Source organism: Candidatus Nanogingivalaceae bacterium, from assembly GCA_015257795.3.
In the GTDB taxonomy this organism is placed as follows: domain Bacteria; phylum Patescibacteriota; class Saccharimonadia; order Saccharimonadales; family Saccharimonadaceae; genus Nanogingivalis.
The window spans coordinates 245,642-260,484 of the sequence record CP072208.2 but is presented as its reverse complement, the minus strand read 5'-3'; the positions used below and the strand labels follow the sequence as shown (position 1 = coordinate 260,484).

The following is a 14,843-nucleotide window of genomic DNA, read 5'->3' as shown; positions in this document are numbered from 1 at the left end:
TACAATAAGCGTGGAGTTTAGTTTTTCACTAGTCCGTATGTTATAATATCAACATACGGATTTTATTATGCCAGAGAAAAAGATTTTTGAAAACACTCTAGAAAAGCTTATTAAAGATTGGAATAACACTAGCGGTGCTAATTTTTTGAAAGTTGCAAAATATGGGCTTCATTCTTATACTTACGCGAATGATATTTTTAAAGAAATACGAACAGTTTCGAAAAAAGAAAAAATAACACAAAGTGATTTCGAACATCTTAAAAATCTTTTAGAAAAGCAAATTGAGCTTTATTCGAGCCTAGAATTTAAAGCTGAAATTTATCGCCAAGCTGCTATAAAAATTGACAGAATTAAAGATAGGTTCGAGAGTGATGAGGATTTTGACTTGGAGGATGTAGGCGGAGATTTACTTTGTAATTTTCTAATAGCCTATAGTGAAACTATTTACGAAAAAGATCCTATTATAGAGGAGATCGGCGAGATCGGTGCGGATATGGAGTGGGGAAACGCTAATCTAGAAGACTGGAACAGGATTCTTAAGGAACTTAAGCCCAGATTAACGACTGAAATAAATTCTAAAGACTAGTTACTAAAGCTAGTCTTTTTATGATCAACCATAAAACCCCAACTACCCTTGACTTACATTGAAAAATATGTTATTATTCATGACGGTGATAGGTAACTCTATAGAACATTAAAAATCTATTTCTTTTTTAGTGTTCTATTTTTATTTTTTTGTAGAGGTTTTATTATGAAATTTAAAAAATACACTTTATTAACAACAGCAGTATTGGCATCAATCGCACTTGGCGGAGTGGTATCTGCAGATCAAAAAACTCCAGATTCAGCGTCAACACCTGCAGCAACTACAGTAACTGCAACTGAAGCAACAGCTACTACAGAAACTCCCGCAACAGATGCGGCAACTACTGCGGCTGAAACAGCATCAGAAACCTCAACAACAGCAGAAAATACAACTACGGCAACGCCCGAAGCTAGCACTCCAGCAGCAGAGGCAACTCCAGTAGTTAACACTCCAGCGCCAGCACCTGCAACTCCTGCAGTAACTGCGCCCGAAGCAACGACTACTACAGCAGCTCCCGCAACAGAAACTGCGACTCCTGCGGCTGAAACTCCAAAAGTCGAAAACAAATCGACTGAGATCACGAAATCTGGTACTGAAATTACAGTAAAAAACCCAGAAGTGAAAATTGAACAGCCAAATGGAAATGGGTTGTATTCGCCTTTTAAGGTAGAATATAAAAATATCAAATTTGCCGATAATATGACAATTAACGAAGGTGATAAAGTTATTTTCACTTTACCACAAGAAGTAAAACTTCAGACAAGTTATACATTTGATGTTTTCAACCCTGAAAAATTAGTCGTCGGCAAGGCAACCGCTGACGCAAGCGTTGGCAAGATCGTTACTGTGTTTAATGATTATTTCAAGACTCATCCACTTAATAAGCAAATGAGCCTTGAGCTTGATGCAAGTTGGACCGATAAAGTTGAAGCAGGGAAACCTGTCACAGCTAACTTTAACGGTACGCTAGTGACTGTAAATATCGGTGAAAAACAAGAAATCGGAAAAGATGAGTTACTCTCTAAATGGGGATTTCAAGATAAGAATGATCCTACGATCATTAATTGGTCAGTTCGCGTAAACTATGCAAAACGCGTATTAAATTATGTTAAATTAATTGATACGCTGAGCGATAATCAAAAACTGATCGATAACTATTTTGTAATGGAAAACGTGGAGAGCGTTGACCCTTGGGTTACCAAAGGTGATGCGATGAATTTAGTTAAATCAATGACTAAATCTGAACACGGTTTCGAAATCACTATGGATCGCTTGGATCATATGATCTATATGTATTACCGCACTAAATTGATAAAATCAGTGGCTGAAAGTACAAATCCTACAAATAAGATTGAACTTAAAGCCGAAACTGATGGGGCTATTTCTAAGTCTTATGTCCAATTAGTCGGCGGTAAAGGTGATGCCTCTGGTGAAAATAAACCAGAGACGCCTAAAGTTCCGGAAAAACCAAAAACTCCGGAAAAACCTAAAGTTCCGGAGAAACCAAAGACTCCAGAAAAGCCTAAAACTCCGGAACCTAAGAAAGTTCAAAAACAAGAAACTGTCAAGGTTCCAGTTAAATATTCTACTGTGGCTCAAAAACCAGCAGTAAAAACATTACCACATACTGGTGAATCTAGCTCTAAATTTGCAGCCTTCATTGGCGGAGTACTAACTACTTTTGCAGTATTTCTTGGTTTAAAAGCCAAAAACACTAAAAAAGAAACTGAGTAAACATTCAGTTTAAGCACACTCTTCTATCACCAAATTATCGCCCTGAAAAGGGTGATTTTTTATTTCTTAATTTCGAAAAACCCTTTTAAGCAAACTTTAAGCTAATTCCAAGCCAAAATTAAGACCGTTTCGTTATAATAAATTGTGAAAGTTAAAAAAGAAAGGAATTTATGAATTTTATCAAACGAGCATGGCTTCATCTGAAAGCCAAAAAAGGTAAAACTGGCTTGCTAATTCTGATAAACTCGGCGATTTTGGTTTTTGTGATGAGTGGACTCACCATTAAATCGGCGGCAGATGCAGCAATTCAGAACGCCAAAAACGAAGCAGGCGCGAGCGTCACGCTTCAAGTCAATCGCGAATCGATGATGAAGAAAAATCAATCGAGTAGCAGTTCAAATTCGAACGAACCACCAAAAATGGAAATGACACCAATTTCACTTTCGGTAGCACAAAAAATTGCTAAAATGAACGGCGTAAAAAGTTATTCGTTCATTTCAGCCACAACAGCAAGTGCGGGAAGCGGAATTAAAGCAATTTCTTCAAGCGAAAGCTCAAGCAGTTCAAATTCGAACGATTCAAAACAATTTGGTGGTCGCGGCCCAGAAATTCAAGGAGATTTCACAGTTGCTGGCGTAAATGCAACTTCAACCTATAGCGAATTCACCAAAGGCACAAACACGATAACCTCGGGTGCAGGAATTACAAGTTCAACTAGCGATAACGAAGCCGTAATCGAAGAAAGCCTTGCGAGCGCAAATAATCTTAAAGTTGGTTCGACTTTCGAAATCACCACAACAGTGAATAGCGAAACGAAAACCTTCAAGCTAAAAGTTGTAGGAATTTACAAATCGAGCGCAAGCATTGATTCGGCGCAAGTTCGAAATACCGCAATGAACCCTTCGAACAAAATCTTTGTAAACCTCACAACTGCAAACACAATGAAAGGAACGAGCGACACAGTTGATTCAGCAGTATTTAATATTTCAAACCCCGAAAATCTCTCAAACTTCGCAAGCGAAGCTAAGGGCGGAATCGACACCTCAAAATATCAAATTGTAACTAGTGACGAAATTTACAAACAAATGCTTCAACCACTAAATAACGTTTCAACATTTGCGCAAAATATCGTAATTCTCGTGACAATTGCCGGTGCAGTAATTTTAACCCTAATCGTAATTTTAAGCATTCGCGAAAGGCGTTATGAAATTGGTGTTTTGATGAGCCTTGGTGAGTCACGATTGAAAATTATCGGTCAATTCTTCATTGAACTTCTCGCCGTAAGTGGAATTTCGATTATTATTGCAAGCGTTGCTGGAAACTTTGTCGGAAACGCAATTGGTAGTCAATTGTTGGCTCAACAGAATTCTTCAAGCTCTTCACAAATGAAACAAGGCGGACCTGGTGGTGCTGGTGGACCTGGTGAGATGAATTCTTCAGACTCAAGTGAAAGCAAATCAAGCGACGGTGAAAATTCGAACAATTCAAGCAGCTCAACAAGCAAATCTAGCAGAAATTCGAAACGACACAAACCACAAGGAATGGGTGGTCCAATGGGCGAAATGATGGGAACTATGGGCGGTTCGGCTGAAATTGACAAACTCGACATCAAACAAAGCACAGCCGACATCGCAAAACTTGGCGGAATTGCAATTCTCATCACGTTTATTTCAACAATTTTGGCAAGTATTAGTATTGTTAAACTTAAACCAAAAGAAATTTTAACAAATTAGGAGGCGAATGTTAGAAGTAGAAAATTTAAGTTATTGGTACCAAAATCGAGATGATTTCCTTTTCGAAAATGAGAATTTACAGTTCGAAAAAGGCAAGGTTTATGCGATTTTGGGTCAATCGGGGAGCGGGAAAACCACTTTTCTCTCGCTCCTGGCGGGGCTAGATTCCCCAAAAGAAGGTAAAATTAAATTAAACGGTAAAACGATTGAAAAGATTGGTTTAACAAACTTTCGAAAAAGCAAAGTTTCTACGATTTTTCAAGCGTATAACCTTTTGCCTTATATGACCGCGCGACAAAACGTGCAAACCGCGCTGGAAATTTCAGGCAAAAATTCAGCAAAAAATATCGAAGGGCTTTTTGAAGAAGCGGGAATTTCGAAAGATTTAATCGACAAACCAGTTTCGCGACTTTCGGGCGGACAGCAACAACGCGTTGCAATTGTGCGTGCACTAGCAACTGGCAACGAGATTATTATCGCCGATGAGCCAACCGGAAACCTTGACGAAAAAACTACTGGTGAAATTGTAAAAATCTTTAAAAAAATCGCACACCAAAATGATAAAATTGTAATTATCGTGACGCATGAACGCGAAGTTGCAGCAGAATCAGATGTAGTTTTTGAACTCAAAAAGCGCAAATTCAATAAAGTTGAGGCGATTGCATAGAAAAACACTTTCGAAATCTTCAACCCACCCCTCAATAAAGATTTCGAAAGTAAAAACTAAATAAAACTCATTTTCTCCACCAAAAGCTCGAATCTAACAGGTTCGGGCTTTTATTTGCACAAAATTATTTAAAGTGGTAAAATATATTAAGCTTATGAAGAATTTAGTAATCGTAGAGAGCCCAGCCAAGGCGAAAACTATCGAAAAATATCTCGGTAAAGATTTTACAGTAATGTCCAGCGTTGGACACATTCGCCAAATTGCTAAAAAAAATAAAGCCGGCGGGCGACCAATTGAAACAAATAATAAATATAAAATTACTTTTGAAGTTGATCCAGGAAAAAAGAAAGTTGTGAGCGAACTTCGAAAAGCCGTGAAGGCGGCAGATGAAGTCTGGCTCGCAACCGATGAAGACCGCGAAGGTGAAGCAATTGCTTGGCACCTTTGCGACGTCTTAAAATTAAACCCCGAAACAACCAAGCGGATCGTTTTTCACGAAATTACAAAATCCGCAATCGAGAATGCGATTAAAAATCCGCGAAAAATCGACATGAAAATGGTCGAAGCTCAACAAACTCGCCAAACTTTGGACTGGCTAGTTGGTTTTGACTTAAGCCCAGTTGTGTGGCGAAAAGTTCCAGGCGGAAAAAGTGCCGGTCGCGTGCAAAGCCCAGCAGTAAAACTGCTTGTAGAACGCGAGCGTGAAATTGAAAAATTTGGTGCAAAAAGTTCGTTTAAAATTACGGGCGAATTCATCGTGCCAAATTCTGGTGAAATTCTAAAAGCCGAACTTAACAAAAAATTCGAAACCGAAAAAACTGCAACTAATTTTCTCGAAAGCCTAAAAACGGCGAATTTTAAAGTTGCAAGCGTTTCGAAAACTCCCGGCACTCGCAACCCGAGCGCACCTTTTACAACTTCAACACTTCAGCAAGAGGCTAACGCAAGACTCGGTTTTTCAGCCAAAAGTACAATGGCGGCGGCACAAAAACTCTATCAATCTGGTAAAATCACCTATATGCGAACCGACAGCGTGAATTTGAGTAGTTTTGCGATCGCTTCAAGCGCAGATTTCATTAAGAAAAAATTTGGCGAAAAATATCATAAAGCACGAAAATTTGCCACAAAATCAGCTGGAGCACAAGAAGCCCACGAGGCTATCCGACCAACCGGGATTGAAAACGAAAAAGTTTCTACCAGCCAAGATTTACAGAAAATCTATACATTGATTCGCAACCGAACACTCGCTAGTCAAATGGCGCCAGCACAAATCGAAAAAACCACTGTTAAAATTGAAATTTCGAACCAAGAATATTATTTTGAAGCAAAGGGCGAAGTTGTTGTTTTTGATGGATTCTTGAAAGTTTATTCAAGCGGCAAAAAAGATGAATTTTTACCAGAACTCGCCAATGGCGATAGTTTGAATTTTAATGAAATTATTGCGAAAGAAGTTTTCTCACGTCCACCAGCACGCTACAGTGAAGGCTCGCTCGTGAAAAAACTCGAAGATTTAGGAATTGGCCGCCCTTCAACTTACGCCACAATTTTGGACACAATTCAGGCGCGTGGCTACGCTGCAAAAGGTGAAGGTGAAGGTAAACCTCGCGACGCAATTCAAATTTCACTTTCGAAAAATAAAATCAACCGGGAAGTTGTTCAAGAAAAAACTGGTTCTACTAAAGGTAAACTCCTCCCAACAGCAAGCGGAGAAGTTTTAAGCGACTTCTTAAACGATTATTTCAATCAAGTTGTAGACTATGGTTGGACAGCGAATCTTGAAAATGACTTCGATAAAATTGCCGTTGGTGATGAAAATCGGCTTGAAGTTCTTGATAATTTTTATAAGCCTTTTCATAAATTAATCATGGAATCCGGCGAGATTGATCGCAACGCTGTGGCGCCCGCTCGCGAGCTCGGAATTGATCCAAAAACTGGCCGAAAAGTTTTTGCACGCTTTGGTCGTTTTGGTCCAATGATTCAGCTGGGTGACAATAAAGTTGAGGGCGAAGAAGTTAAATTTGCACCAATGCCTGCCGGTGAAAAAATCGAAACCGTCTCGCTTGAAAACGCACTAAAAATGTTCCTTCTTCCGCGCCACGTGGGAAAAACCGCCGACGGCAAAGAGATCACTTCGAACATTGGTCAATATGGCCCTTACATTAAAGTTGAAAACACTTTCGTAAGCATCAAACCGATGTCACCGTTTGAAATTACCGAAACCGAGGCGCAAATGCTTTATGAAGAAAAACTAAAAGCTGATGAGAAAAAGGTACTTAAAAAGTTTAAAAATGGAATTAAAATTTCTCGTGGTGGATTTGGTCGAAAATATATCGCCGACAACGAGGTTAAAGCACTACTACCAAAAGATTTAGATATTGAAAAAATTACCGAAAAACAAGCAAGCGAATTAATTGAAGTTGCAAAATCACGAAAATCTGGCAAAAAAACCACAACTAGAAAATCAACTAAGCGAAAAACAACTTCGAAAAATACTAAAAAATCCGTTTCGAAAACGAAAAAATCCGAAAAATAGCAGTTAATATTTTATTATAAGCGCAAGCATAATGACATAAAAGTTTAAAAAATAAATTTTTATGTCATTTTTTATTGTTTTTTACAATTTTGTGGTATAATATAAATAAAGAAGAGATAAATGGTATTGACAAGTCGTAAGTATTATTTATAAATAATACTTCGTTTTTATGGTAATATTAATTTTAACAAGGGAATTATGGAACAAGAAAATCAGATTCAGAACGAAAAAGTCCAATTAATTCAAACGGTTATTTCGAATGCTCTGCAAATTATTGACCAGCCACGAGAACGCGAAATAATTAACCGCCGCTTTGGGCTTGGCGAAAAAAAGCAAACGCTTGAACAAATTGGTGAAAAGCTCGACATTACTCGCGAGCGTGTTCGACAGCTCGAGAAAGCTGCACTTATTCGACTAAAAATTGCCGCCGAAAAGGGTAATATTGAACATTTAGCCGAAATCGAGAAAAGTATCATTCGAAATCTTGCCGAAGTTGGACGAATTTCAAAAACAAAAGAACTCGTTGAAAAAACTATTGAATCTGAAGCTAACGATAATCAAATTTTTAACTTTTTATTCATTGCTGAAATTAGCTCAAAATTAGTGCTGGTGCAAGAAAACGACAAATATCGTAGCGCAATTGCTAATGCAGAATACGGTGATGAACGAAAAATTAAAAAATCAATCGATGAAATTGTCAATATCATCAAAAAGAACAAAAGTCCAATGACATTAGATCAACTCGACGAACAGTTGAGCTATGAGCACCCAAGCCAAATTAACGCAATTGCCGGAATTTCAAAACTTCTTGCAACGCTAAATGGTCTTTGGGGTCTAGAAAAATGGCCAGCGGTAAATCCAAAAAATATTCGTGATAAAATTTTTGTGATTTTAGAATCTCACAAAGAGCCAATGCATTTTTCGGAAATCGCAGAAGAAATTCGAAAGAGTGATTTTAGCCGAAAATCCGTTACAACTCAAGCAATTCACAACGAATTAATCAAAGACAAACGTTTTGTTTTGATTGGTCGCGGAATTTATGCCCTTGACACTTGGGGCTTTAAGCGTGGAACTGTTGCTGATATTATTACAGCTGTTTTGCGTGAAGCTGGTGAACCCCTTTATCGTGACGAAATCGTTAAACGTGTGCTCGAGAAACGCAAAGTTAAAGAAACAACTGTTTTGTTAAACCTTCAAAGCAAAAAAGAATTCAAGCGCGTCGCAAAAGCAACCTACGCTTTAGCAGAAGAAGCTTAAAACAAATAAATTGCTCGTTTGGTCAAGCTAACACCTTAGCAATTTAGTTATTAGGGGATTAATAGTAGCGAGTCAGTCCATCTGACTCGCTTTTTCGATATTTAGTTTTCTGATGGAATTGTAATAGATGTCTATCTGGATAATTCGATTGCGTTTCATGCCAGTTGGCTTATGAATCACAACCTTATCAATCAGTTCATCCACCATTTCAACGGTTAATTACAAAACTTGTGTATATTTAGAGATTTTTGTCATAAACTTGGAGATATTCAAGCTATCTTCTTATTGTTTGGTGAGTTTTTCGGTTAAGTCAGAAATAGGATTAAAGCACCTCTAGGAGTGATTTAAACTGACGAATCTAGAATAGGTTTTATAGTATTTCATGTGATAGACTAATCTTAAAAGTCTCGTTTTATGGAGTTGAAAGAATTTTATTCATCGACACAATTCAAAGACTGATTCGAACAAGCTTTATTACAAATAATATAGTATTTCTCAACTAAGAAACGGAAACTACAGTATCTTGAAAGAATTAATTTTATGGGCAAAATTTAATTTAACGAAATATTTCCCCAGAGTATTTTAGTTGGCACGTTTTAAGAGCTGCTTAAGACTAAACTCTGCCTCGCATTATCTCTACAATATGATATAATAAAAGCGGTAGGTAGTTTTAAGTTATTTCTAAGTAAGAAGAGGAGTAGATTTTATATGAAAAACAACGCAATTGATTATTTAATAGAATTAGCCGAAAACGATAAATGCAATGCTTGGATATCTTATGTTATAAAATACTTTATTGAGAATCAGGGAGTTATTGATGATAATGCAAAGAATGATTTAGCAGATTATTTACTTCAAAGAAAAGGAATACCTGAATTAAAATCCCCATCTTACGAATTTAATTCGAACAATGAAAAAATAATATTAAAAAAATTAAATCATCATTCTGGAGTGAACGCTCTTTCTGATGAACAAAAAATTTCTTTTTCTTCACAAATTAACATAATTTATGGTCTTAACGGTACTGGGAAGAGTAGTTACTTTAGAGTACTAAATAATATGATAGGACACGCAAAATCAAAAAATATTTTGCACAATGTATATAGCGATTCTCCGAAGAATATTAATGTTGATATTGAATATCTTTTAGATAATACCCCTAAGTCCAGTACTTGGTCAAATACTTCGAATATTTCGGATTTACGTTCTATTAGGGTTTTTGATACAGAGTATGCTAATAACTATTTGCAAAAAAGAAACTCAGATGAACTCTTAATTAAACCTTACGCACTTTCATATTTTTCAGAAATAAGTGATTTAATAATTGAAATTAAAGAATTAGCAAAAGAAAAGATAAAACTTGACAGAGAATCACTTCCTGACATTGACCTCGAGAAGGTTACAGAATCTTTCAGAGAGTTTTTAAATAAAGATAGTTTCGAAAAAGAAGATATTGTTAAAATAAAAAGTTTTGAAAATTTTTCATCAAAAGAAAAAAATCAACTTGAAAAGGCTAAAAAGTCTATAGAGGATCTTAATAAATCGAATTCAGCCGATGCTATTAAAATCAATGAAATAAAACTTGAAAAACTTAAAAAAATAAAGTTAGAATTTAGAAAAATAATTACGTTACTTAAAGAAGAACAAAAAAATGTCGATAATCTTGTTAAAAGTAGATTTGAATTAACAAAGAAATATCGTGTTGCGAAACAACAGTTTGAAGTTTTTAATAATATACCTGGTACTGATAGTGATACTTGGACTAATTTTATCAAATCAGGAATAAGTTATTGCGAAGAGTTTGAACTGGAAGATAAATGTCCATATTGTCATCGGCTATATGATGAAACTTCGTTAGAAATTACAAAAGCTTATTCAAAATTTATAAAAGATACTACTCAAATTCAACTAGATAAAAATACAGCAGATATCAAGGAAAAAATTCTAGTACTACAAAATATTTCTAAGGTAAATTTGAAGAGCGAAAAGATAGAACTCTCCCTTGAAGATGATCCTAAGCTTATAACCTTAAACAAGCAGATAATTAAAAATAAAAAATCGCTCTTACGTAGGTTGAGAGGGCAAAAACCTATAAAAGCACCCAAAATACAAGATAAGCTATTAAATAATCTATCCAAAGAAATAGGTGATATCAAGCAATTACAAATTGAATTAAACTCTAAGCAGTCCCAGAGAATAGAATCTTTAGAAAAATACAATCAGCAATTAATAGCACTCGAGGAAAAAGCTATACTAAATTCTCAATTTGCTCAACTTAGTAAGTTTGTTCATCTAAGAAATAAATTATTTCAAGAGGAACAATTTATATCTGAAATAACTACTTCAAAATTAAGCCTATTAAGTAAAAAGGCACACAATGACCTACTTACAGACAATCTCTTTAAAACATTTAAGCAAAATTTAAAGAAGCTTGGGTTAGGTAATCTTTCCATCCAATTACAAGCTTCAAACAATAAAGGAAATCAACAAACAGAGCTAGTTTTAGGAAATAATAAAAATATAGAAGATATCTTAAGCGAGGGTGAACAAAAAGCCACCGCTCTAGCTTTATTCATTTCCGAAATTAGTCTTTCACATAATCAAAGTACTATAATCTTTGATGACCCTGTCAATAGTTTAGATCATCGAATCATGAGTAATTTTTCTGAGTTATTAATGTCGTTAAATAATCAAATTATTATTTTTACTCACAATAAGATGTTTCTCGATTGTTTCGAGACAGGTTCCGAAGGTCATATCTGTAAAAATGTAAATGGAGGATGCGGTAAATCAAAAGGCAAGCATATTTTCCTTTACGAAACTTTGAGTGATGGGCAAGACAAAAAAGGTATAATAAAAATAAAACATACTGAAAACTTAAATACTTATATTTCTGATATCGAAAAATTATTATCAGAAAATCCATTGTCAGATAATAGTAAACAACTTGTTTGCGGTAAGCTAAGAAAAGCGGTTGAGTTTGCTATTGATGAAATAATTTTAAACAATCAAGTCCCCACTAAATATAGTAATAAAAATAGCCGAATCAACTGGGATGAATTAAAAAAAATTGAAAACAATTCGGAGATTATTGACATATTACATACTATTCATGGGCGTTGCTCGGGTGGAGCATTACATAACGGAACTGAGAGTGAGGAAAATCCGGTTGATAAAGACGAGCTAAAAAGTATGCTGAAAGAAATCAAGAATATACAAACTAAACATTGATAAATATTTATAAATTATAAGTACTTTAAAAGTGATGTATAAAATAAAAAGAGGGCAATATATCATTTGATGCCCTCTTTATTTTCTGCCGGAATATTTTATGTATTCCTAAATATTTTGATGAGTTTGCCTATATTATCTAAAAGAAATTATTGTTTTAAGTTGCTATATGTCAAGCCGCCATTTTGAGCGATTTTCTTTTTCGAAAACCAGAAAGAAGCATAACCGCCATCTTGATTTTTTTACAGTTTTATGCTATTATTTAAACACTATGATGGCATTTTTTTCAATCTTATTTAACCCTTTTGTCTGGCTAACTATCGTAGCGATTTTAGCTTTTCTAACCTGGCAAAATTACAAAAAAATCGATAAGCTCAACGTCATGAACACCGACAGTGTTCTTTTGGCGCTTGAAATTCCAAAAACGAATGATAAATCTGAACTTGCCGCCGAACAACTCCTTGCCAGTTTGCACGGAATTTTGCGTGATTCAACTGAGTTAAAAAATAACAACGGCGTTCAAGAACATTTAAGTTTCGAAATCGTATCTGTTAACGGTGCAATTCGTTTTTATGTTTGGATGCCACGAACTTTGCAAAGCTTTGTTGAAGGGCAGATTTATTCACAATATCCAACAGTCCAAATTTATGAAGCAAAAGAGGATTACACGGCAAATTCTGAGAATAAACACGTTATTTATTCTACTGAAATCGATCTGATTGAAAATGAAGCCTTACCAATCAAAACTTTTGATGGTTTTGAAGTTGACCCGCTAGCTGGAATCACCGGAACACTTGCCAAACTCGACGGAACAAACGACCAGCTTTGGATTCAAGTTTTGGCGCGACCGGTTGCAGATGAATGGCATAAAAAATCAGATGAATGGGTTAAGAAAGTTAAAGCCGGAAAGAAAAGCTTTAAGCTAGATTGGGAATATATATTAAAAATATTTGAAGCTCTTTGGACTCCGCCAGAAGGTTCAGGTGACACTAAAAGTGAACCATCCGACCGTGATAAAACTCGTATTTCGAAAGCCGAAGAAAAAGCCACAAAACTTGGTTATCAGGTTAAAATTCGCTTGGCTTATTTAGGTGAAGATGAAAACACCGCAAGACTTCAAATTCAAGCCTTAACCGGAACATTCAAACAGTTCAACAGCACAAACCTAAATGGTTTTAAATCTTCAAATTCTTCGCTCGATAAAGATAAAATTCGAGATTTTCAGTCGCGAATCTTCTTTGACGATGGTTATATTTTAAACATTCAGGAGCTCGCAAGTATTTGGCACTTACCACACACTAACGTGGAAACACCGAATATTGTTTGGGCTTCGAGCAAAACTGCTGAACCACCTTCAAAACTACCAATCTTGAACGGCGACCGCGCACATGATGAAAATATTTCAGCTTTCGGTTTAACTAACTTCCGCGGAATTAATCATCAGTTTGGAATGCTTCGTCGTGACCGTTCGCGCCACCTTTATATTATTGGTCAAACGGGAACCGGAAAATCTGGATCGCTTGAACTTTTGGCGCTTTCAGATATTTTTCACGGTGAAGGTTATGCAATTATTGACCCGCACGGCGATTTTGCGCAAAACAATATGCGCTTTATTCCTGAACATCGCCTAAAAGATGTGATTTATTTCAACCCGAGCGACACTGAATTTCCACTTGGATTCAACCCGCTCGAAGTCACCGATCCAAGCCGAAAGTCAAACATTTCTTCCGAAGTCATCGGTGTTTTGAAACGTATGTTTGGTGACTCTTGGGGTCCACGACTTGAATATATTTTGCGTTTCACGCTTCTTGCACTCCTTGATCGACCAGAAACAACAATGCTCGACATTTCACGCATGTTGACTGATGGTGATTTTCGAAAAGAAACGCTAACTTATTGTAAAGATGATTCAGTGCTACAATTCTGGAAAAAGGAATTTGGTCAATGGGGTGAAAAGCAGGTAAACGAAGCTATCGCACCGATCTTAAACAAGGTCGGAGCTTTCACGGCCAACCCTATCATTCGAAATATTATCGGTCAGCCAAAATCAACCTTTAATATTCGTGAGATTATGGATGAAGGTAAAATCTTGGTTGTGAATCTTTCGAAAGGTTTGATTGGTGAAGACAACGCCTCGGTCCTTGGTTCTTTCTTGGTGACAAAAATTCAACTCGCAGCTCAATCGCGCGCCGACATTGAACGGCTTGAAGATCGCCGACCATTCCATCTTTACGTTGACGAGTTCCAAAACTTCGCCACCGATTCTTTCGCGGTGATTCTTTCAGAAATTCGAAAATATGGCTTGACGCTAACCGTTGCTAACCAATATGTTTCACAAATGACCGACAGCGTTAAAAATGCGGTTTTTGGAAACGTTGGCTCGATTATCTCATTCCGCGTTTCAGTTGAAGACGCACCAATTTTAGCTGAACAATTTAAACCACAGTTCGACGCTTCAGACTTAATGAGCTTGAATAACCGCCACTTCGTGATGACGATGATCATTAATGGTGAAAAATCAACGCCATTTAGTGCGACAACTTTAACTTTGCCGAAACCTTTCAATGATTTGAGTGCAAAAATTATCGAAAACACTCGCCGAAATTACAGCACACCGCGCGCCGTTATCGAACAACGAATTCGTGATATTTTAGTTCCGCCAAAAGAACTAATGACAAAAGCCTGGGCTGAACGCAACGGTGTAGAATTTTCGAAAAAAGTTGAAGAAAACGTGTTTGCGCCAGTAAAAAATCAGGGGATTCGAAAACAAAATCCTCAGAATCGAAAACCGGCAGCGAATCCACAAAATTTCGCACCAGCCCAGCCAATGCTTGGCGCAACAAAGGTTGATTTCTCACAAGCACCAATTGACGCTAAAAAAATCAGTCCAAATTCTGCCGAGCAAAAAGAACCAAGTTTAGGCTTGAAAGATTTATCGAAAGCATTTGCAGAAAAAGGAATTGAAATTCCGCAAGCTTCAAAAAGACGCCGAAAACCACGAACAAAAAGCGTTAAGCCACAACCACGCAACAAACAAGAAAGTGAGAACAATTTAAAAATTGAGCACTAATTTTGCAAATATTTAACGAAAAACGATTGTTA

Annotated in this window: 9 protein-coding genes; 8 read left to right on the top strand and 1 reads right to left on the bottom strand. The window is 36.5% G+C overall.

The annotated features are described in order from the left end of the window. The first annotated feature begins 67 nt into the window (after positions 1-67). The 6 genes from HXK94_001360 to HXK94_001335 all read left to right on the top strand — a co-directional run bounded on the left by HXK94_001360 (position 68) and on the right by HXK94_001335 (position 8,510). Positions 68-586: a hypothetical protein gene (locus tag HXK94_001360; protein ID QTI96536.1), complete on the top strand. Its 519-nt coding sequence runs from the start codon at positions 68-70 to the stop codon at positions 584-586. 165 nt (positions 587-751) lie between these two features. Beyond that, positions 752-2,320 (top strand): LPXTG cell wall anchor domain-containing protein, encoded by a 1,569-nt coding sequence (locus tag HXK94_001355; GenBank protein QTI96535.1) that lies wholly within the window; start codon positions 752-754, stop codon positions 2,318-2,320. A 170-nt stretch (positions 2,321-2,490) separates the two neighbouring features. Then, entirely contained in the window at positions 2,491-4,053 is a 1,563-nt protein-coding gene (locus tag HXK94_001350) for an ABC transporter permease (GenBank protein ID QTI96534.1), read from the top strand. Positions 4,054-4,060: 7 nt separating this feature from the next. Next, positions 4,061-4,720 (top strand): ABC transporter ATP-binding protein, encoded by a 660-nt coding sequence (locus tag HXK94_001345; GenBank protein ID QTI96533.1) that lies wholly within the window; start codon positions 4,061-4,063, stop codon positions 4,718-4,720. Between the two features lie 154 nt (positions 4,721-4,874). Further along, positions 4,875-7,253 (top strand): type I DNA topoisomerase, encoded by a 2,379-nt coding sequence (gene topA / locus HXK94_001340; GenBank protein QTI96532.1) that lies wholly within the window; start codon positions 4,875-4,877, stop codon positions 7,251-7,253. Positions 7,254-7,451: 198 nt separating this feature from the next. Next, a complete protein-coding gene (locus HXK94_001335; GenBank protein QTI96531.1) occupies positions 7,452-8,510 on the top strand; it encodes a hypothetical protein in 1,059 nt (352 codons plus the stop codon). 72 nt (positions 8,511-8,582) lie between these two features. Here HXK94_001335 and HXK94_001330 read toward each other — a convergent pair whose 3' ends face one another. Then, entirely contained in the window at positions 8,583-8,717 is a 135-nt protein-coding gene (locus HXK94_001330; GenBank protein QTI96530.1) for a DUF4368 domain-containing protein, read from the bottom strand. A gap of 501 nt (positions 8,718-9,218) precedes the next feature. Between HXK94_001330 and HXK94_001325 the strand changes: the two genes are divergently transcribed. Further along, positions 9,219-11,741, top strand: a complete 2,523-nt coding sequence (locus HXK94_001325; GenBank protein ID QTI96529.1) for an AAA family ATPase — start codon at positions 9,219-9,221, stop codon at positions 11,739-11,741. Positions 11,742-12,012: 271 nt separating this feature from the next. Continuing rightward, entirely contained in the window at positions 12,013-14,811 is a 2,799-nt protein-coding gene (locus tag HXK94_001320) for a type IV secretion system DNA-binding domain-containing protein (protein ID QTI96528.1), read from the top strand. The last annotated feature ends 32 nt before the right edge of the window (positions 14,812-14,843 follow it).